Source organism: Streptosporangium sp. NPDC049078, assembly GCF_040648855.1.
GTDB lineage: Bacteria > Actinomycetota > Actinomycetes > Streptosporangiales > Streptosporangiaceae > Streptosporangium.
Window position 1 is genome coordinate 151,183 of record NZ_JBEZEL010000020.1, and the last position, 21,006, is coordinate 172,188.

General features: G+C 69.1%; 16 protein-coding genes. 7 read left to right on the forward strand and 9 right to left on the reverse strand.

Annotation, left to right across the window (positions count from 1 at the left end; all coding sequences use genetic code 11):
• Positions 1-55 precede the first annotated feature (55 nt).
• The 4 genes from AB0B90_RS31000 to AB0B90_RS31015 form a co-directional block, all read right to left on the reverse strand.
• Complete coding sequence (locus AB0B90_RS31000; protein WP_350941849.1) at positions 56-1,585, reverse strand: protein kinase family protein; 1,530 nt, start codon at positions 1,583-1,585, stop codon at positions 56-58.
• Positions 1,586-1,780: 195 nt separating this feature from the next.
• Entirely contained in the window at positions 1,781-3,385 is a 1,605-nt protein-coding gene (gene murJ / locus AB0B90_RS31005; protein WP_362926049.1) for a murein biosynthesis integral membrane protein MurJ, read from the reverse strand.
• Positions 3,386-3,422: 37 nt separating this feature from the next.
• Positions 3,423-5,549 (reverse strand): DUF6049 family protein, encoded by a 2,127-nt coding sequence (locus AB0B90_RS31010; RefSeq protein WP_362926050.1) that lies wholly within the window; start codon positions 5,547-5,549, stop codon positions 3,423-3,425.
• Between the two features lie 57 nt (positions 5,550-5,606).
• Positions 5,607-6,128, reverse strand: a complete 522-nt coding sequence (locus tag AB0B90_RS31015) for a YbaK/EbsC family protein (protein ID WP_350941846.1) — start codon at positions 6,126-6,128, stop codon at positions 5,607-5,609.
• Positions 6,129-6,284: 156 nt separating this feature from the next.
• Between AB0B90_RS31015 and AB0B90_RS31020 the strand changes: the two genes are divergently transcribed.
• A complete protein-coding gene (locus tag AB0B90_RS31020; RefSeq protein WP_362926051.1) occupies positions 6,285-7,721 on the forward strand; it encodes a CCA tRNA nucleotidyltransferase in 1,437 nt (478 codons plus the stop codon).
• A gap of 106 nt (positions 7,722-7,827) precedes the next feature.
• Entirely contained in the window at positions 7,828-9,042 is a 1,215-nt protein-coding gene (locus AB0B90_RS31025; protein ID WP_362926066.1) for an adenosylmethionine--8-amino-7-oxononanoate transaminase, read from the forward strand.
• A 104-nt stretch (positions 9,043-9,146) separates the two neighbouring features.
• Here the strand turns inward: AB0B90_RS31025 and AB0B90_RS31030 are convergent, their stop codons facing one another.
• Positions 9,147-10,448: an MFS transporter gene (locus tag AB0B90_RS31030; protein ID WP_362926052.1), complete on the reverse strand. Its 1,302-nt coding sequence runs from the start codon at positions 10,446-10,448 to the stop codon at positions 9,147-9,149.
• Positions 10,449-10,583: 135 nt separating this feature from the next.
• On the opposite strand from AB0B90_RS31030, the gene idi reads away from it, so the two are divergent.
• Positions 10,584-11,165, forward strand: a complete 582-nt coding sequence (gene idi / locus AB0B90_RS31035; RefSeq protein ID WP_362926053.1) for an isopentenyl-diphosphate Delta-isomerase — start codon at positions 10,584-10,586, stop codon at positions 11,163-11,165.
• Between the two features lie 147 nt (positions 11,166-11,312).
• On the opposite strand, the gene AB0B90_RS31040 is transcribed toward idi, so the two are convergent.
• On the reverse strand, positions 11,313-12,392 hold the full coding sequence (locus AB0B90_RS31040; protein ID WP_350941841.1) for an inositol-3-phosphate synthase: 1,080 nt from the start codon (positions 12,390-12,392) through the stop codon (positions 11,313-11,315).
• A gap of 33 nt (positions 12,393-12,425) precedes the next feature.
• Entirely contained in the window at positions 12,426-13,100 is a 675-nt protein-coding gene (locus tag AB0B90_RS31045) for a PadR family transcriptional regulator (RefSeq protein ID WP_350941840.1), read from the reverse strand.
• A 598-nt stretch (positions 13,101-13,698) separates the two neighbouring features.
• Here AB0B90_RS31045 and AB0B90_RS31050 point away from each other — a divergent pair.
• From AB0B90_RS31050 to AB0B90_RS31060, 3 genes are all read left to right on the forward strand, one after another.
• The gene (locus AB0B90_RS31050; RefSeq protein ID WP_362926054.1) at positions 13,699-16,398 is read left to right on the forward strand and encodes a transglycosylase domain-containing protein; all 2,700 of its coding nucleotides are present in this window, start codon (positions 13,699-13,701) and stop codon (positions 16,396-16,398) included.
• Entirely contained in the window at positions 16,398-17,705 is a 1,308-nt protein-coding gene (locus AB0B90_RS31055; protein ID WP_350941838.1) for a glycosyltransferase 87 family protein, read from the forward strand. The genes AB0B90_RS31050 and AB0B90_RS31055 overlap by 1 nt, the downstream gene beginning before the upstream one ends.
• 299 nt (positions 17,706-18,004) lie before the next feature.
• Positions 18,005-19,159, forward strand: coding sequence for a hypothetical protein (locus tag AB0B90_RS31060; RefSeq protein WP_362926055.1), 1,155 nt, complete (start codon positions 18,005-18,007; stop codon positions 19,157-19,159).
• Between the two features lie 165 nt (positions 19,160-19,324).
• Here the strand turns inward: AB0B90_RS31060 and AB0B90_RS31065 are convergent, their stop codons facing one another.
• Positions 19,325-20,083 (reverse strand): deoxyribonuclease IV, encoded by a 759-nt coding sequence (locus tag AB0B90_RS31065; protein WP_350941836.1) that lies wholly within the window; start codon positions 20,081-20,083, stop codon positions 19,325-19,327.
• Between the two features lie 95 nt (positions 20,084-20,178).
• Here AB0B90_RS31065 and AB0B90_RS31070 point away from each other — a divergent pair, with 95 nt between their 5' ends.
• Positions 20,179-20,361, forward strand: a complete 183-nt coding sequence (locus tag AB0B90_RS31070) for a hypothetical protein (protein ID WP_350941835.1) — start codon at positions 20,179-20,181, stop codon at positions 20,359-20,361.
• A 173-nt stretch (positions 20,362-20,534) separates the two neighbouring features.
• On the opposite strand, the gene AB0B90_RS31075 is transcribed toward AB0B90_RS31070, so the two are convergent.
• Positions 20,535-20,837, reverse strand: coding sequence for a hypothetical protein (locus AB0B90_RS31075; RefSeq protein ID WP_350941834.1), 303 nt, complete (start codon positions 20,835-20,837; stop codon positions 20,535-20,537).
• Positions 20,838-21,006 lie beyond the last annotated feature (169 nt).

The following is a 21,006-nucleotide window of genomic DNA, read 5'->3' on the forward strand; positions in this document are numbered from 1 at the left end:
GAATTCTCCGATGATCTGCAAGAAGCCATGCAAAACAGATCAAATCGGAGCAGTGTCACTTGGTCGCGAAGACCTTGATCTCCTGCACCTGCCCGCGGAACTTCCCCTGGTAGGTGGGCATTTTGGTGAACCAGACGAGCACGTAGCGGCCCTTCTTCGGGGCCTCCGCGGTGAACGTCTTCTTACCGGAGACTCCGTTGACCTTCTGGAGGACCGAGAGGGACTCCAGTTGCGGGGAGTCGCCAACCCTGAGTTCGGCGGTGCCTCCCGAGGTGCCGCCGAAATCGACCGTCACCTGCTTCACCGGGACGCTCTCGCCCATGTCCAGCAGGAGGCCCACACCCGTCTTGAGCCGGCCGAAGTCGGCGGAGTCGTACGACTCGGAGTGCCAGTCGGTGGAATCCTTACCGTCGATCGCGAAGCCGGCGAGTTCGCCGCGCTCCTCCCTGTCGCCCAGCGGGTCGAAGCCGGTGACCGAGGAGGGCTTCACCTCGCGGATCTCGACGGCCGCGGTCGGCGTGGGCGTGGTGCTCTCCTCGCCGGGCACCGGGGTGCCGGCGTTGCCGATGCTGCGGCCGAGGGTCCAGGCGCCCAGACCGACGGCGACCATCACCAGCAGCACGACGACGGTCATGGCGACCTTGTTGACCATGCCGCCCCCCTGCCGGGGCATCGGGCGGTGCTGGTGCTGGTGCTGGGTCTGATGCTGCGAGGGCGGTGTGTGGCGCTGGGGAGCCGCGGTGTCGACCCCCTCGGAGCGCGAGGCCGCCACCGGCAGCGCCGTCATGGGCATCGGCGTCGGCATCGGCAGGGGACTGGGCCGCGACACCGAGGCCAGGGCCTCGGCGACCTCGGCGGGCGTGGTCAGCGGTTCGAGCCCGCGCCTGGTCTCCGGCAGTATCGCCCGGCAGACGATGGCGTCCAGGTAGCCGGGAACGCCCGCGGTGACCTGGCGCGGTGTGCAGAAGTGCCCGTCGGTCACGGGCGCGACGGGCAGGCCGCCGCTGCTTCGCTCGTCGCCCGGCCAGTGGCCGGTCAGCCCGGCGTACAGCAGGCGGCCGAGTCCCTCGGCGTCCTCGCGGGCGGGGTCGTCGCTCATCACGTCGTCCAGGACGGCGTCGACTCCCAGGCCGAGCAGTTTGACCGTGCTGCCCGCCGTCCAGACCAGGTGCTCGGGGGTGAGGCAGAGATGGGCGAGGTTCGCCTCGTGCGCGTGCGCCAGGGCCTCCGCGGCCTCGGCGACCATCGCGGCGGCCCGCTCGGGGTCGAGGGGCCCGCCCGCGATCATGTCGCCGAAGGACTCGCCGCTCACCCACTCGCTGACGACATAGGAGTGGCCGTCGTCCTCGGTCGCGTCGAAGACCTGGGTGAGACGGGGGTCGGTGAGCCGGCTCGCCACCCTGGCGGCCGTGACGACCTCGTTCAGGCGGGGGAAGTCGGGATCGAAGGTGTGGACGGCGACGGGCCTGGCGAGCACCTCGTCGATGGCCTTCCACAGGGTGGCCCCGCCCGACTCGTGGACGCGGTCTTCGAGCCGGAAACGCTCGGCCAGCTTGGTGCCGGGCTCTACGGCGGGGGAACTCACGAGGACCCCGTACCTGAGAACACGACAACACCATGCCCGGTCAGCACATCAAGACACATCACATGATGCTGGGTGGATCCGCCCACGCCCTCCTGCTTCCATTAGCCGCATGTCACCACACGCGTCGCACCATGGTAGTCCCGCACCGGTTCCGCCCGTGTTCGTCTTGTCAGACGTTTAAGACAAGTCTTTGGCTTACCGGCCTACCCGTCCTGCGACCATTCCAACGATCGAACTCACCTCGGGGATGCGCATCCGGTGGGCGATCGCCAAGTAAAGAACCATACCGAGTCCGCCGCCCGCCGCCAGCATGACGGCCGCACTCAGCGCGTCCAACGCGGTGAGTTCCTGCGTGAGCCACAGCACGCCGAGCGCGAACGCGGCCGCCGGGAGGGCGGCGAGATACATCCGGGACAGTCCGGCGGCCACCGTGCGTCCCGCCAGGCCCCCCACGCGGCGCGAGGCCATCGTCCAGGCGACCGCGGCACCGGCCACGTAGGCGACGGTGAACGCGAGCGCGAGGCCCATCACGATGTACCTGGCGGGCAGGGTGTAGTAGGCCACGAGGCTGAGCGTGGCGTTCACCGCCACGTTGCCGAGGGCGAGGAACGCCGGGGTGCGGGTGTCGCCGAAGGAGTAGAAGACGCGCAGCAGGAGCTGGAAGATCGAGAACGGCACCAGCGCGAGCCCGAAGACCTGCAGCACGTTGCCGATGTAGACCGCCGAGCCGACGGTCATGTTGCCCCACGAGAAGATCAGCACGGTCACCGCGGGGCCGAGCACCATCAGCAGCAGCCCGGCGGGCACCAGCAGCACCGACACCAGCCGCACCCCGGATGCGAACTCCTCGCGGACCGTGTCGAGCTGGCCGTCGGCCACCCCCCGGCTCATCCTGGGCAGCATCGCGGTGATCACCGAGACCGCGATGATCCCGTAGGGGAGCTGGAAGAACTGGTAGGCGTAGGAGTAGGCGGCGTTTCCCGCACCGGGGGCACGCTGTCCCGCGCCGGTCGCCAGCTTGGTGGTGATCAGGAAGCCCAGCTGGCTGATCCCCACGTAGGCGAAGGTCCAGACCGCGGTCCTGCTCATCTCGCCGAGCCCGGCGTTGCGCAGGTCGAACCTGGGCCGGAAGCGGAATCCCACCCGGTGCAGCGCGATGACCAGCACCGCGCACTGCGCCACGATGCCGGCCGTGGTGCCGAGCCCGAGCAGCGCCAGGTCGGCGTCGGCGATCGTGTCGACGTCGGTGCCCGCCCCGCCCAGCTTCACGTAGTAGACGATCGCGACGCCGATCATCACGATGTTGTTCAGCACCGGTGCCCACATCGGCGCGGCGAATCTGTCGCGGGTGTTGAGGATCGCGCCGGCGATCGCGCCGATCCCGAAGAAGGCGATCTGCGGCAGGATGAACTGCGCCAGCCTGACCGCGACCTCGGTCTGCCTGGGCCCCCAGTCGGTGCTGTAGAGGCTGATCAGCGGTCCGGCGAGGATCACCGCGACCAACGCCAGCAGGGTGAGCGTGATCACCCCGAGCGTCATCAGACGCTGCTCGTAGGCCCGGCCGCCGTCGGGGTCGGACTTCTGCCGCCTGATGATCATCGGAACCACGACGCTGCTCAGGATCCCGCCGATGAGCAGGTCGAACAGGATGAGGGGAATCGTGTAGGCGACGTTGTAGGCGTCGCCCAGCGCGAAGGTGCCGATGGCCGCCGCGAGCACCGCCGTCCGGACGAAGCCGGTGACGCGGGAGACCATCGTCCCCGCCGCCATGATCGCGCTCGCGCGCAGAACCCTGCTCATGCGCTTTCCTCCGCTACGTGCTGGGAGCGCCAGGCGCTCAGGACTCGGTGCCGGCGGGCTCGTGCAGGCGCTCGGGCGGGGGAGCGGCCGCGGGGCGGCGGCCTCCCCTGCGGCGCAGGACGCGCAGGACGACGGCGGCAAGCATCACCACGAGGGCGGCTCCGACGATCACCAGGGCGACCCCGGTGTAGCCGGTGGTCCGCACGGTCAGCTCGACCGGCTTGCCGTACTTGCGGCCGTCGTCGGTGGTGAGCTGGACCGTCACGGTCGTCTGGCCGCTGGCCGTGGAGGTCGAGGTCATCGGGATCCGGATGGTCTGGTTCTGGCCGCCGAGGATCTCCAGTTTGTCCTCGTACGGCTCGATCTTGAGCAGATCCGGCTGGTCGGAGGTCACCCTGAGCCGGACCGCGATCCGGCTGGCCTCGCCGCTCAGATCGTTGCGCACGCTGATCGGCACGTCGCCGTTGCTGCCGGCCAGGGTGCGCAGCCGAGACTGCTCGCTGCCGGTGATGTTGACCATGGCGATCCGGCCGTCGATCGCCCCCGTGACCTGCTGGACGTACGGGGTCGCGTTGCCCGTCCTGCCCCGCCACGCCGAGGAGGTCAGGCGCAGCAGCGCCAGGTCGAAGACGTCGAGGTCCTGGGCGGTGGTGATCGCGGAGGTCAGGTCGGCGCGGGCGCCGACCTTCCTGACGCCCGTCATGTACTGCTTGGGAAGCTCCAGCTTGCGGTCGGCGTCGGTGTAGGTCAGGCCGGACCTGGGGACCGGAGCGCCCTTGCCGCGCTTGATCGTGTCGAGCGTGACGGGTGCCAGCCAGGGCAGGGTGGCGGCCGTCTCGACCAGGTCGGTGACATAGGCGGGATCGGGGTCCCAGCGGCGGTGCGGGACGGCGATCACCGTTCTGGCGGTGGTGACGGCCTCCGAGCTGATCATCGCCGTCTCCGCGATGAACCGCTGGCGGTTCGTCAGCGCCGCGCCGGGGGTGGAGGTGTCGGCGCCGACGGTCTCGCTCAGCGTCGCGTCGGCGACGAGGGCGGTGAGCGGGCCGTTCACGCTCTCCAGGGTCGCCGAGGCGTCGGGGGTGGTGACCGGGGGCGTCGTCGGCGGCAGGTTCAGCACGTTCAGCAGCACGGTGTCGACGCCGCCGGTGGCGAGCAGGTCAAGCCCGTCGTAGTCGATCAGGCCGCCCACCGGCCAGTTCACGTTGGTGATCACGTCGCGGCCGAGGGTCTCCCTGGCGACGATCCCGGCCGCCGAGATCCCGGTCCGGGTGGCGTCGTCGAAACCGTTGTGGGCGAGCGCCACGACGTCGGGGTCGGCGTAGGGGGTGGCGACCACCGGCTGGTCGGCGACGGCCTCACGGAAGTCGCTCAGCCACCGGGCGGCCTCGGGGGCCGCGGGGCGCCGCTGGCCGCGGTCCTTGACCCTGACCGTGTGCGGCTCGCCCATCGCCCGCGCGTCGTCGAGCAGGGCGGGGTCGACGATCCAGGTGAGGCCCTTGGCGGACGAGGTGTCCTGGGCGATCTTGAGAAGGTCGCCCAGGCGCTTGCCGGGGGCCATCGCCGCGGGCAGGTTCCCGTCGGCGAAGACGGAGTCCTCCGACCGGCGCGGCTGGTCGACGATGGGCAGCACCATGGCGAGCCGGGTGCGGGGCACCCTGGTCTCCCTGGGCATGTAGGTCACCATGGTCCGCAGGGTGGAGACCTGCTGCCCGAAGGCGTCGCGCACCTCGACCATGATCGGATAGACGCCGAAGCCGGAGAACTTCAGCTCCTGCGGCGTGAAGGCGAACTGCCACGGCAGCTTGCCCGAAGGCGCGATCGACGCCTGGACGAAACTCTCGCAGCACCACGAGCTCGGGAGGGTCTGCCCGGCCAGGTACGCCTCCATGTCGGCGCGCCTGGCGAACGGCTGCGGCGAGAAGTGCATCCGGATGCGCAGCCCGCTCATGGGTTCGGCGCCCGAGTTGACCAGGGAGCCCGACAGTTTGATCTCGGTGGTCGGGTCACGGGGGGCGTCGGGACCGATCGCCTCCATCACGACCTGAAGGCCCGCCCGGCTCGCCGAGGTCGTCCGGGCGCTCGCCATACCCGGAACGACCACGGCCGCGGGAACGAGCAGCGTGGTGACGAACAGGGCGAGCAGCGCGGCTTTGCGGATCACGTGCCGGCCAGGGGTCGAGTACGGCGCACGCCGGTAATGCTATGGCCTAACCGGCGCCTAACCGGCGAGCGGAAAGATCGCCGGCTCCCCGCGAGAGCCCTGCCGGGTCAGATCGACGATCTTTCCTGACACCAGTGTGAGCAGGTGGTCCGCCCGGATCTGGAGTGCCGTCCTGCGCTCTCCGGTGGGCACGTAAACGAGTGTGGCGCCGTGGGTGAGTCGCTCGTCCACCAGCACGGTGAGCGTGTCGGGCAACAGCAGCGGGCACACCAGTCCCGAGGCGTAGTCGGTGGCGGAGTTGACGGTGAAGGCCGGAGCCACCCGCACCCTTCTCGCCCCCAGGATGCCGCCGACCACGCCGGGGCGCGGCGGGGAGCCGACGGAGGTGACGACCGCCACGGGATCGCGGCCGAGTCGTGTCGTGACCTCGAAAACCGCGACCCCCACGCATATCTCAGGGCTCACCGACAGCACCTCGGGGAGTTCGTCCGAACATGTCATCGCGCGCGGAAGGCGTACGATCTCATGATGGACCTGGTGTGCGAGGAGCCAGCGGTGGATCGCGAGCGCATCCTTCATGTGTGCTCCTTGCCTCGACGCACAGTCCCCGAGGTTTCCTGACCGACCGTAACCTGGTGATCGCTTCAGGTGTATCCCCGCAGGGAACATGTTCCGTAACCGAAGGACCTACCCGGCTTGTCCCTTTCAAATCTGACCCAGAGCCAGCGCCACGGCATGAGCGAGCTGTTCCGGAAGATCGCACCCGTGGCGGACGAGCTCGGCGAGCTTTTCGCGGCCAGGGGCTACCAGATCGCCCTCGTCGGCGGCTCCGTCCGCGATGTCTTCCTCGCGAGGATCGGCAACGACCTCGACCTGACCACGGACGCGAGGCCGGAGACCGTCCTGGAGCTCGTCCGGGACTGGGCCGACTCCATCTGGACGATCGGCATCGACTTCGGCACCGTCGGCGTCCGCAAGGGCGGGTGGCTGCTGGAGATCACGACCTATCGCAGCGAGTCGTACGACCCCAAGTCGCGCAAGCCCGACGTGGCCTACGGCGACACGCTGGAGGGCGACCTGGCCCGGCGCGACTTCGCGGTCAACGCGATGGCGCTGCGCCTGCCGTCCCGCGAGTTCGTCGACCCGCACGGCGGCCTCGACGATCTGCACGCCAAGGTGCTGCGCACCCCGGGCCCTCCCGAGCGCTCCTTCGGCGACGACCCGCTGCGGATGCTCCGCGCCGCGAGGTTCGCCAGCCAGCTCGGCTTCTCCGTCGATCCGGCGGCGCTCGCCGCGATGGGCGCGATGGCCGACAGGATCGACATCGTCTCCGCCGAGCGCATCCGCGACGAGCTGGACAAGCTCATCGGCGGTGACCACCCCCGCGAGGGCCTGCGGCTCCTCGTCGAGTCGGGGCTCGCCGCCCACGTGCTGCCCGAGCTGCCGAAGCTCCGCCTGGAGATCGACGAGCACCATCGGCACAAGGACGTCTACGAGCACTCGCTGATCGTGCTGGAGCAGGCGATCGACCTTGAGGAGAACGGCCCCGACCAGATCCTGCGCTGGGCCGCGCTCCTGCACGACGTGGGCAAGCCGAAGACCCGCCGCCACGAGCCCGGCGGCAGGGTCTCCTTCCACCACCACGAGGTGGTCGGGGCCCAGCTCGCCAGAAAGCGCATGACGGAGCTGAAGTTCCCCAAGGACGTGGTGGCCGACGTCTCCCGCCTGGTGGAGCTGCACCTGCGTTTCCACGGGTACGGCACGGGCGAGTGGACCGACTCGGCCGTGCGCCGCTACGTCCGCGACGCCGGACACCTGCTGGAGCGCCTGCACAGGCTGACCCGCGCCGACTGCACCACCCGCAACCGGCGCAAGGCGCTGGCCCTGTCGCAGACCTACGACCAGCTGGAGGAGCGCATCGCCCGGCTGGCCGAGGAGGAGGAGCTCGGCAAGATCCGCCCCGAGCTCGACGGCAACGAGATCCAGGAGCTCCTCGGCGTTCCGCCGGGTCCTGTCGTGGGCCGCGCCTACAGGTTCCTGCTGGAGATGCGCCTCGACAGGGGTGTCATCGGCAAGGAGGCCGCCGCGGACGCCCTCCGGGAGTGGGCGAGGGCCGACGAGGCCGGTGACGCGGGAGGGATGAGCGAGGTGGGCTCTGAACGGCGCCTCTGAGCCGGACGATCACGTCACCCCCGGCTCCCGTCCCGGTGGTGACGCCCTTGACGCTTCCGGTCCGCGGGCCGATCGCGGCGGCCTCGACGGTCTCGACGGGGCCGGGATCGCCCTGCTCGACCGGGAGCACGTGTGGCACCCCTACGCGGCCGCGCCCCAGCCGGTGGCGCCGCACGTGGTCTCCCGCGCGGACGGGGTGCGGATCACCCTCGCCGACGGGCGCGAGCTGGTCGACGGCATGTCGTCCTGGTGGGCGGCGATCCACGGCTACAACCACCCCCGGCTCAACCGGGCGCTGAAGGACCAGCTGGAGGACATGGCGCACGTCATGTTCGGCGGGCTCACCCACGAGCCCGCCGTACGGCTGGCCGCCACACTCGCCTCCATGACCGGGCTGCCGAGGGTGTTCCTCGCCGATTCCGGATCGGTCGCCGTCGAGGTCGCGATCAAGATGGCGTTCCAGTTCACCGGCAGGGGACGGCTGCTCACGGTGAGGGGCGGCTACCACGGCGACACCTTCGGGGCGATGTCGGTCTGCGACCCGGTCAACGGCATGCACCACCTGTTCTCCGGTGTGCTGCCCGAGCACGTGTTCGCCGACCGGCCGCCGCGCGAGTACGACGAGGGTTACGCGGCACGACTGTCGGACCTGGTCGCCCGGCACGCCCACGAGCTGGCCGCGATCATCGTGGAGCCGGTCGTCCAGGGGGCGGGCGGCATGCACTTCTACCACCCGGCCTACCTGCGGCTGCTCCGCGAGCTCGCCGACGAGCACGGCGTCCTGCTGATCGCCGACGAGATCGCCACCGGGTTCGGCAGGACCGGGGAGCTGTTCGGCTGCGACCACGCCGGGATCAGGCCCGACATCATGTGCCTGGGCAAGGCCCTGACCGGCGGCTACATGTCGCTGGCCGCGACGCTGTGCACCGAACGGGTGGCGAGGGGCGTCGGGGTGCTGATGCACGGGCCGACCTTCATGGGCAACCCGCTGGCCGCGGCCGTCGCGAGCGCCTCCCTGGAGCTCCTGCGGGAGCGCCCGTGGCGCGAGGAGGTCGGCCGGATCGAGACCGGTCTCCTCGCGGGCCTGAAGGGGGCCTCGGGGGCGGCCGGGGTGAGGGACGTGCGGGTCCTCGGCGCGATCGGGGTGATCGAGGCCCGTGAGCCCGTCGACGTCCCCGCCGTCCAGGACCTCGTCATGCGGCACGGCGTCTGGCTCCGCCCGTTCGGGCGGCTGATCTACGCCATGCCGCCCTACTCGATCGGCGACGACGACCTGGAGAGGGTCACGACGGCGATGACGGCGGCGGCCCGCTCACTGTGACCGGTGTGAGGGCGACGGCGGCCGCCCGGTCGTCGTGAGGGGCCCGACGGCGACGGTGGCGGTGGTGCGGTCGTCGTGAAGGGTACGGGGGCGACGACGCCCGTTCACTGCGAGGGCTGCGACGGCAGCGGTTCGGCCACCCGGGCCGGTGTGACGACCCGGTAGGTCACCGCGCCCGCGACGTATCCGGTGGCGATGAGCACCAGCACGAGCAGCGACCTGCCGTCCGGCGGCAGCAGTGCCGCCGCCAGTGCCGCGGCCAGCACGTAGCTGCCGTTGAAGAGCATGTCGTAGATGGAGAAGGCCCGGCCGAGGTAGGCGTCCTGGAGATCCCGCTGGACGGCGGTGTCGGCGCAGATCTTGATGCTCTGCCCGGCGATGCCGAGGACGAAGCCCGCGGCCGCGAACCCCCACTGCTGGAACGCCGCGCAGAACGCGAGCGTCAGCACCCCGGAGGTGATCAGCATGGCCGGGACCCATCGTTCGATGGTGAAGCGCTCGGTGGCCCACGGCGTGACCAGGATGGCCAGGAAGTAGCCGACCCCCGAGGTGGCGACCACGACGGAGACCGCGTTCAGCGCGTCCTCGGCGTTCTCCGCGAAGTAGTAGCGCGACAGCAGCACGAGCATCGCGGTGCACATGCCGTACATGAACCGGTGGGTGGCCATCGCGCCCATCGCCGCCGCGGCGGCCCGGTGCCGGACGAGGTGCCTCGCGCCGTCGGCCAGGCCGGTCAGCACGTGGCGTACGGCCTCGCGGGCCTGCGGCCGGTCGGGGTCGTCGGCGGGACCGAGCAGACGCCTCCCCATGGTCATGGCGATGAGCGCGCTGAGCCCGAAGACGAGACCGGAGACGACGAGCAGCACGGCCGTACCCGGGTGGTCGGAGCCGAAGACCGCCCGGAGCAGGTATCCGGCGCCTATGCCCACGAAGGTGAGCACGGTGCCCGAGGTCGGGGTGACCGCGTTGGCCACCATCAGCCGGTCGGCGGGCACGACGTGCGGGAGTGAGGCCCCCAGCGCGGCGAGGAAGAAGCGGTTCACCCCGAGGACGCCGAGCGCGGCGACGTAGAAGATGCCGTCCGGGGCGTTCGCGGCGACGAGTGCCGCCGCCACGAGCAGCAGCGCCCCGCGGACCATCGGCGCGATGACGAGGATCTGCCGCCGCGACCAGCGGTCGATGAACACCCCGACGAAGGGTCCCAGGATCGAGTACGGCAGCAGCAGCACGGCGAGCCCCGCGGCGATCTCCACCGCGCTCGTGCTCTTCTCCGGGCTGAAGAACGCGAATCCGGCCACGGCGAACTGGAAGATCCCGTCGGAGAACTGCGAGACCAGGCGGGTCGCGTACAGCCTCCGGAAGTCCCGACCTTCCAGGACCACGCGTAGATCGGATGCAAATGACACGCGCTCAGCCTATGCGTGGGCGGCCTGGACGGGCATCGGGAACCTCCCTGATTGTGTTAGCGGGCATTTACCACCTTTGCCTACGTATCACTTAGGGGGCGCGGTAAACCAACATGATCACGTACCCTCGTTCGAGTGACACCTGATGAACACGTTGTGCTCGTCGACACAGAGGGAAACGCGATCGGCACGGCGGCGAAGGCCACGGTGCACGGTCTCGACACTCCCCTCCATCTGGCCTTCTCCAGTTACGTGTTCGACGAGCAGGGGCGGGTCCTGCTCTCCCGCCGCGCCCTGCACAAGACGACCTGGCCGGGGGTGTGGACCAACAGCTGCTGCGGCCACCCCCTCCCCGGGGAGCCGCTCGCCGAGGCGGTGACCCGCAGGCTCTCCCACGAGCTCGGCCTCGCGGCCGACCGGGTCGACCTCCTCCTGCCGCGCTTCTCCTACCGGGCGGTCATGGACAACGGCATCGTCGAACGGGAGCTGTGCCCGGTCTACCGGGTGCTCGTGACCGCGGAGGCCGCGCCGAACCCCGACGAGGTCGACGACGTCCGCTGGATGCCGTGGAAGGAGTTCACCGACGGGGTGCTCGGCGACCGCCTGGCGATCTCCCCCTGGTGCCGCGAACAGGTTCCCCAGCTGGTCGAGCTCGGCGCCGACCCGCTCGCCTGGGGGGCCGCGGACCCCGCCGACCTCCCGCCCGCCGCCCGCTGACGCGCCGGCCTCCAACCCGCCTCCCACCGAGACCTTCCGTTCCGGCGGTGTGGGTGCCTCTCACACCGGCGGTCGTCCAACGGCGAGAGCCCTCGGCCCATATGGGCCGAGGGCTCTCGCCGTTCGATGCCGGAAGGCTCGGGAAGGTCAGCGCTCGACCTCACCGCGGATGAACTTCTCCACGTACTCGCGCGCCTCGTCGTCGGAGTACTGCTCCGGCGGCGACTTCATGAAGTAGGAGGAGGCGGACAGGATCGGCCCGGCGATGCCCCGGTCAAGAGCGATCTTGGCGGCGCGTACCGCGTCGATGATGATGCCGGCGGAGTTGGGGGAGTCCCATACCTCCAGCTTGTACTCCAGGTTGAGGGGAGTGTCGCCGAAGGACCTGCCCTCCAGGCGCACGTACGCCCACTTGCGGTCGTCGAGCCACGGCACGTGGTCGGAAGGGCCGATGTGCACGTCGGCCTTCTGCATCTCGTGCGGGATCTGCGAGGTGACCGCCTGGGTCTTGGAGATCTTCTTGGACTGCAGGCGCTTGCGCTCCAGCATGTTCATGAAGTCCATGTTGCCGCCGAAGTTCAGCTGGTAGGTGCGGAGCAACTCGACGCCGCGGTCCTCGAACAGCTTCGCCATCACGCGGTGCGTGATGGTCGCGCCGACCTGGGACTTGATGTCGTCGCCGACGATCGGGACGCCCGCGTCGACGAACTTCTGCGCCCACGTGGGGTCGGAGGCGATGAACACCGGGAGCGCGTTGACGAACGCGACCTTCGCGTCGAGGGCGCACTGCGCGTAGAAGCGGTCGGCCTCCTCCGAGCCCACCGGCAGGTAGGAGACGAGGACGTCCACCTTGCTGTCCTTGAGGACCTGCACGACGTCGACCGGAGCCTCGTCGGACTCCTCGACCATCTCCCGGTAGTACTCGCCAAGGCCGTCGAGGGTGGGGCCACGCTGCACCGTGATGCCGAGCGGCGGCACGTCGCAGATCTTGATCGTGTTGTTCTCCGAGGCGACGATCGCCTCGGACAGGTCACGTCCGACCTTCTTGGCGTCCACGTCGAACGCCGCGACGAACTCCACGTCACCGATGTGATAATCGCCGAACTTGACGTGCATCAGGCCCGGCACCCGCATACCGGGGTCGGCGTCCCGGTAGTAGTGCACGCCCTGAATGAGCGACGTGGCGCAGTTGCCTACACCGACAATGGCTACGCGCACCGAACCCATGGCACTCGCTCCCCTTTTTGTTCTTCTCAATGGTCAGTTTTCTTCCGGGGTGGCGTGCCGCCCCGTCGTGCCCGTCCCTGGCGCGGGCGCCCTGGACGTCTCCTCTCGCGCGGGTCGCCGCTCCCCCTCCGGCGGCGATGCCTGCCGTTCGGTGGCGATCAGCTCATTCAACCAGCGCACTTCGCGTTCGACCGACTCCAGGCCGTGACGCTGAAGCTCAAGGGTGTAGCTGTCCAGCCGCTCGCGCGTACGGGCGAGTGCCGTGCGCACGCTGTCCAGACGTTCCTCAAGCCGGCTGCGGCGGCCCTCGAGAATGCGCAGGCGCACCTCGGCCTCGGTGTGCCTGAAGAAGGCGAAGTGCACGCCGAAGCTCTCGTCCTCCCAGGCGGAAGGGCCCGCCTGGGTGAGGAGCTCCTGCAGGCGTTCCTTGCCCTCCGCGGTCAGCTTGTAGACGATCTTCGAACGGCGGCCGGGGAGCACGATGGCGCTGTCGGTGGCCGTGGTGGCCGCGGCGGCGTCGCCGTCTTCGACGATCAGTCCGTCGGTGAGCAACTGGCGGAGGCACGGGTAGAGCGAGCCGTAGGAGAACGCCCGGAACATACCGAGCAGGGCGTTGAGCCGTTTGCGCAGCTCATAGCCGTGTAGGGGGGTCTCGTGCAACGACCCGAGCACGGCCAGCTCCAGCACGCCGCCACGTCCGCCGGCCACTGGAAACCACCACCTCTCGCGTCGATGTATCGAACCGATACATCGACAGGATACGTCCATTCAACATAAGGCTGCAATCAGCGACTTTCCCAAGAGGTTGGGAGCAAACGCCAAAAAGCCGTAGTCTGGCGCCTATGTGGTCACAGCAGACGGTGGTGGGAGATGGCCCCCACGTGGCGTGGGCCGCTTTTCAATACCGGGAATCCCACCTCAATGTGGGAGAGGTCTGCCAAGGTTGTTGCCGGAACCACCTGACGATCTCGTTCGTCCCCGGGAATGGAGATCCACCCGAATGGGCCGGCCACCAGTGAGCCAAGGCGACGAGATCTCCGGCGATCAGGAGGTAGTCTCGCCCGCCTGCACGCCGTCGTAGACCCCGATGACCGAACGAGGACGCGTGAGTTACAGCAACAGCAATGACCCGGAGCCGGACGGGCGCCGTCAGGGCGCCGACGAGTCGGCTCGCCAGGGGCGGCGCCGTCGCTCAAGCCCAGGAGCCGCTTCCCGTGCAGTCCCCCCTCCACAAAACGTTCAAACCGGTGCGGGGTGGGATTCTCCTCGACAGGCACCGCAGGCGGGAGCCGATCCCCGGACCGCGATGATGCCCCAGCACGGCGGCATGCCCTACTCCGGCGGCACGTCCCAGCAGCCCGGTGGACCACCCCGGCGCGACGCGGGCGCTCCCGGCGGCGTGCCCCCGCGCGGTCCCGCGGGTCCCGGCGCTCCCGGTGGGACGCCTCGGCCCGGCCCCGGTGCTCCCGGCGAGATGCGCCGCCGTGACACCGACCCGACAGGCCGCCGCGCCGAGGCCGCCTTCGAGGACACCCAGGCGATGCTCGCCGCCCAGTCGGGCGGCGGGCGTTCCGCGGGTTCGAGGCCGGGCGACGGCGGCCGCAGGCGCCGAGGACGCGGTGCGAGCGCTCTCGCCGCAGAGGGACCAGGAGGCCCGGAAGGACCCGAGGGCCCCGGCGGAGACGGTTTCGACGGCGACGACGACCCCCCGAAGAGGTGGACGCGCTTCCTGCCCAACTGGAAGATCGTGATGGCCAGCTTCGTGGTCCTCACCGCGGGCGTCTTCGGCATGATCGCGGTCGCCTACGCCAACACGCCCGTCCCCTCGTCCCGGCAGGCCGGCGTCGACGACCGGGGCAGCGTCATCTACTACGGCGACGGCAAGACCGTGATGGCCCGCTACGGCACCAAGCGGACCCCGGTGAAGCTCAAGCAGATCCCCGTCCACGTCCAGGACGCGGTGATCGCCCTGGAGAACAAGACCTTCCGCACCGACAGCGGCATCGACGTCGCGGGCATGGCCCGCTCGGTCTGGAGCACCGTGAGCGGCGCCCAGCTCCAGGGCGCCTCGACCATCACCCAGCAGATGGCCCGCGGCTACTACGAAGGTCTCAGCCAGGAGGTCTCGATCCAGCGAAAGATCAAGGAGATCTTCGTCGCGGTCAAGATCAGCAAGACGCTGGAGAAGGACGAGATCCTTGAGGAGTACTTCAACCTCGTCTACTTCGGGCGCGGCGCGTACGGCATCCAGGCCGCGGCGAAGGAGTTCTTCGGTAAGAACGTCGGCGATCTGACCGTGCCCGAGGGCGCCTACCTCGCCGGCCGGATCCAGAACCCGACCGCCTTCGACGTCCAGGAGTCGGAGAAGAAGAACTACGCCGCGACCAAGGAGCGCTTCCAGGCGGCCCTCAGGAACATGGCGGACATGAACCCCGCCGAGTACGGCAAGTATGCGAACAGCTCCTTCGAGGACCTGAAGTTCAAGGACGTCAAGGTCACGGAGACCTTCAAGGGGCTCAAGGGCTACATGCTCAACATCGTCTTCCGTGAGCTCAACGGCCGGGGCATCTCTCGTAAGGACCTGGAGACCGGCGGTTTCAAGGTCTACACCACGTTCAACAAGAACATGATGAAGGCCGCCAGGGACGCGGTGAAGGCGAGGACCGCCGGCCTGGACCCGACCATCCACGCCAGGCTGGCCTCGGTGAACCCGAAGAACGGCCGGGTGCTCGCCTTCTACAGCGGTGACGACTTCACCAACGACTTCAACAACCGCGCGTTCGACTCCACCAAGCAGGCGGCGTCGGCGTTCAAGCCCTACGTGCTCGCCGCCTGGCTGGAGAGCGGCAAGTCGCTCGACAGCTACGTCGAAGGCATGGCGTCGATCAAGATGCCGAACACCACCCCGATCAAGAACTCGGGGAACCAGCCGTTCGGGCCGATCAACATGGTCAAGGCCATGGCCAGCTCGGTCAACACCGTCTTCGCCCAGATGGGCAAGGAGGTCACCCTCGAAGAGGTGGCGAGGATCGCGAGGGAGGCGGGGGTCGGCGAGACGGCGAAGCAGAACCCGGCCTACGGCGACAAGAACGCGGTCGACTGGGCGGTCGAGCACCAGAACTACCTGACCACCATCGGTGTGGCCTCGGTGACCACGGTCGAACAGGCCGCCGGTTATTCGATCTTCGCCAACGAGGGCAAGCACGTCGACTGGCACACCGTCGTCAAGGTGACCAAGCACGACGGCACCGTCGTGCTCAAGGAACTGGCCGACGAGAGGCAGGTCATCACCCCCGAGTCCGCGGCCGACGCGACCGTCGCGCTCCAGGCCGTCGTCAAGAGCGGCACCGGTGGCGCGGCCAACATCGGCACCCGGCCGGTGGCCGGCAAGACAGGCACGAACAACGACTACAAGGACGCCTGGTTCGTCGGTTTCACCCCGCAGATCGTCACCGCGGTCGGCATGTCCAAGGACGTGCCCTACAACAAGGCCGGGACGCGCAAGCTCAAGGTCGACAAGTACGGCCTGCCGAGCAGGAAGATCAAGGACGAGAACATCGTCTGGAAGGAGGAGCCCATGCCCTCCTTCATCGGCGGTGGCGGCACCCCGACCCAGATCTGGCACGACTTCATGCAGACCGTGACCGCGAAGGACGAGGTCATGCAGTTCCCGCCGAGGGCCAACACCGGATCGCTGCACAACCTGGCCACGCCTAAGCCGACGCCCTCGCCGACGCCGACGATGGAGGACACCAACCCCTTCCCCGACGAGAACGGCGACGACGGCTGGCCGAACGACAACCCCGACGACGGTGGCGACTTCGGCGGCAACGAGTGCATGCCCGGGGACCCCTCGTGTGACGGCGGCGACGACGGCGGTTGGGGCGGCGACGGGCCGCCGAACGGCGTGATCGAGCAGAACGGCGCGCCGGGCGTGGTCGGCGCACCGGGAACACCTGCCGGGGCCCTCGTGCCGACACCCACAGCGAGCGGACGACGTCCCTGATGAAGAACCTTCTGCCGCAGCGGGAGTCGCTGTCCGAGTTCGGCAACCGGGCCATTCCGTACACGCCCCTCGCCCTGTTCGCGGGGCTGGGGGCGGTTCTGGCCTGGTTCTGGAAGTGGCCGTGCCGCGTCGACGGGGCGTGGAACGACGGGACCCTGCAGTTCACGAACTTCTGTTACACCGACATCTATCCCCTGTGGTGGAACGAGAAGCTCAACGAGGGGATGGTCCCCTACTTCGACTATCCGGTCGAATACCCCGTCGGCATCGGCGGGATCATGGAGTTCTTCCGCCGGATCGTCACCCCCATGAGCGATCCGGGGACGGCGTTCTACGACCTCACCGTCATCCTCATGGCGCTCTGCCTGGTCGTCGGCGTGCTGCTGATGGCCGCGCTGGCCGGTCCCGCCAGGCGCTGGGACGCGCTCTGGTACGCCCTCGCCCCCGCGCTGATCCTCACCGCGTACATCAACTGGGACCTGGCGGCCAACGCCCTCGCGCTGGGCGCGCTGCTGGCCTGGTCGAAGCGGAAGCAGTGGCTCGCGGGCATCCTGCTGGGCCTCGCGATCGCCACCAAGTTCTATCCGCTGATGTTCCTCGGCCCGCTGTTCCTGCTCGCGCTGCGAACCGGTAAGTGGGTGCCGTTCCTCAAGACGATCGGCGGTGCCGCGGGCGCCTGGCTCGTCGTCAACGTGCCGATCATGATCTTCGCCTTCGAGGGGTGGAAGAGGTTCTACGTCTTCAGCCAGGAGCGACCGGCCGACTGGGGCTCCATCTGGTACTTCTTCAACCAGAAGCAGTGGCCGATCCTGGGTGACGCCGAACTCCTCGACAGGCTGGGCGTCGTCTCGCTCGCCGCGTTCTGTCTCGCGATCGCCGTGATCACGCTGACCGCGAAGACCCGTCCCCGCCTGATGCAGCTGTGCTTCCTCACCCTGGCGGCGTTCATGCTGACCAACAAGGTGTGGTCGCCGCAGTACGTGCTCTGGCTGATCCCCTTCGCGGTGCTCGCCAGGCCGGGCTGGAGGCCGATCGCGCTCTGGCAGCTCGCCGAGTGCTGGTACTTCTTCGCGATCTGGCTGTATCTGGTGGGCATCCAGCCCGGCAACGAGGCCCTGGGCATCGCGGGCGACACCTACTTCACCGCCGTGTGGGGCCGTGCGATCACTATCCTGATCATGATGGCGTTCGTCGTGCGGGACATCTTCGTCCCCGACAAGGACGTGATCCGCCAGGACGGGACCGACGACCAGGCGGGTGGCGTCTTCGACGAGGCACCCGACCGTTTCCGGCTCGCGCTCTCCTAGGGAGCCGGTCAAGTAACCGCACAAAGTGTTGATCAACACCGAATGCGGCCGGGCCGACCTGTCGCGACCTGCGGTTCAGCCGAAGGCCGAACACCGCGTGGGCTTTACTTGACCGGTGCTCCGACGTCGGGGCCGTTCGGCGAGCCGAGCTCTCTCGGGGTGACAGGGGGCCGGGGAAAGGCCGGGGCGTCCAGGGCTCGGCCGAGGTGACAGCCGAGGTGACAGGGGGTCGGATGGGCCTGTTCGGTGAGCGTTCACATCTGGCGGTTCGCCCAGATGATCCGGGACAATTCGACCTTGTGACCACTCCCCCCGCTCCTCCGCGAGACGCGCCTCCCGCGCCTTCCGCTCCTGAGCGCCATGTCGCGACGGAAGGGCTGCTGCTCTGGCTGGCCTCCAGGTTGGGAATCGTCGTACTGGTCGTCATCGGCTCTCAGGCGCTCATGGAGGGGGACGCCCTACCGGCGCCCTTCCTGGAGCGCTGGCGCAACTGGGACGCCAACCTGCTCGTCACCATCGCCGAACACGGGTACGGCGGGCCTCCGGGCAGCGAGCCCGACAGGGGGTTGCCCGCCTTCTTCCCCGGAATGCCGCTGATGCTCCGCGCGGTGCATCTCGTGATCGACGACTGGACGCTCGCCGGGCTGCTCATCTCCCTGGTGGCCGGCGCCGTCGCGATGACGGCGCTCGCCAGGCTCGCCGAGTTCGAGGGGCCGCGGGGAGCGGGCCGGTACGCGGTGCTCGCGCTGCTGCTCTGGCCGATGGCGGTGTTCCTGTTCGCGGGCTACAGCGAGGCGCTCTTCCTCGCCTTCGCCATCCCCGCCTGGCTCGCGGCGCGTCAGGGCCGCTGGCCGCTCGCCGCGGCCCTGGCGGCGGGCGCCTCCTGCGTGCGCATCACCGGCCTGTTCCTCGCCGTCGCGCTGATCGTGGAGTTTCTCGTCCGCAGGCACCCGCTACGGCAGGTGGGGTGGCTGCTCCTTCCGTTCGTGCCGCTCGCCCTCTACTCCGCCTACCAGTACTCCCGTACGGGTGACTGGCTGGCCTGGAAGACCGCGCAGGAGGCCGGTTGGGGACGTTACATGGTGTGGCCCTGGGAGTCGTGGAACACGACCTTGGGCGCGGCGATGGGCGAGGGGCGGATGGCCTGGGCGTTCCGGCTGGAGATCGCGGGGGCGATCGTCGGGGTCGCGCTCGTGCTTCTCCTGCTCTACCTGCGGAGATGGAGCGAGTTCGTCTATGTGGGACTCCAGGTGGGCGCCCTGGTGTGTTCCGCCTACTACCTGTCGGTACCGCGCTCGGCGCTGCTGTGGTGGCCGCTCTTCGTCCTGATCGGCAGGGCGAGCAGCGGTCCTGAGCCGTGGCGACGATGGATCATCCTCGGCTACGCCCTGGTGATGGGACCGTTGATGGCGCTCAACGCGTTGATCTTCGCCGACGGCGCCTGGGTGGGCTGAGCCGCAGGGGTTACCCCTCTACCCACTCTCCGGAAAAAGTAATCCCATGAAGTTATCCACAGGCTGTGGATCAACGGGCTGTGGATCGGCTTTCGCCCACCGGCGAGACGTTCTCCGCGGTGCCGCCGTCCGGCGGCACCGCCACCCGGGCCCCGGAACCTCGCCTCAGAGCTTCGTCCGGAGGAAGGCGATGTCCTCGGCCTGGCCGTCGAAGGGGGTCTCCACCACGATCGGCGCGTTCGCGCTCCGGCACACGCCCAGGATGAGCTCGGGGTCGATCTGACCCGCGCCCAGGCTCGCGTGCCGGTCGGCGCCGGAGTCGAAGGCGTCGCGCGAGTCGTTGCAGTGGACCAGGTCGATCCTGCCGGTGATCGCCATGACCCGCTCGACCACGTCCGCCAGGTCCTCACCACCCGCGTGCGCGTGGCAGGTGTCGAGGCAGAAGCCCACGTCGAAGCCGTCGAGCGCGTCCCACAGCCGGGCGATGCGCTCGAGCTTGCGCGCCATCGCGTTGCCGCCGCCCGCGGTGTTCTCGATGAGGACGGGGACCCCGTGCTCCTCAAGGCGCTCGAACACCTTGCGCCAGTTGTCGAAGCCCTTCTGCGGGTCGTCTCCGGCGCCGACGTGCCCGCCGTGGACGATCAGACCCCGGGCGCCCAGCTCGGCCGCCGCCGCGAGGTGCGCGCTCAGCAGCTTGCGGCTGGGAATGCGCACCCGGTTGTTGACGGTCGCGACGTTGATCACGTAGGGGGCGTGGACGTAGACCTCCACGTCCGAGTCCTTGATCTCCCGGGTCTTCTCGCCGATGACCGGGGCCTTCCACCCCTTCGGGTCACCGAGGAAGAACTGCACGACCTGGGCGTCGCGTGCCCTGGCGTGGGCCAACGGGTCGTCCTGGTCGACGTGAGCTCCGATAAGCGGCATGTATCCGAGAGTAGCCGTTTCAACGCCGAGGGCAGGGGCAGTCGCAGGTCGCGCCCCACCGCCCGCCCCCACGGGCCGACCCCAAGGAGTTCCAAGTGGCTGCTCGCTATCGCAGAGGGATCAGTCTCATCGGTCTCATCTACATCCTGATCGGCATCTACGTCGCCTGGTTGTACGACTACATCACTCCCGCGCTCCTGAAGGACATCGCCGAGGCACTGCTCGCCGTCTTCCTGTGGTTCCTCATCCTGCTGGGCGTGGATCTGCGTCTCGGCTGATCCCGCGTCCCGTACGCGCCCCCGATCGCATCGGATCGGACACGGCCGCCGACCCGCGGCGAGGCGGCACGTACCGAGGACGGGGCCGGTCGTTCCCCGCTCGCGTTCGAGATCTTCAAGGGCCGGCTCGCGGCCAGGTCCTCGTCGGTGTGGCCCTCGTCAGGTTCGGGGCCCTACGGGAGGAAACCCCCGTTGCGGATGCCGAAGGCCACACCGACGAACGAGGCCACGATGCCCACGATGTTCAGCGCGCGCTCCGGTGTCGTGGCGGAGACGTACTGGGAGTAGAGACCTCCGCAGAAGCCGAGCACCCCGAGCCACGACGCGACGGGGTGCGCGGAGGGGATGAGCCCGGCCACGAAGGCGACCAGCCCGCAGAGGATCGTGCAGACGCTCAGCACGTTCTCCAGGGGATGACGCCGCCCGTCGCTGTTCAGCCTGAACCGGAAACGCCCGCTCGGGCTCTGTCCGGACACATGAGGCACCTTCATCGCCCCCTTTCCCATGAGGGCGTGTCCTGGAGAGGACGAACCCGTTTCCTGTGTGGGGACGTGCCCGGCGAGGCGACGGCCCAACCCTTGACGGGCTGGTAGGCTGGCACGGCTACGTCGAATGGGTGTGTCATGGCCCACCCTCCACCCCGAG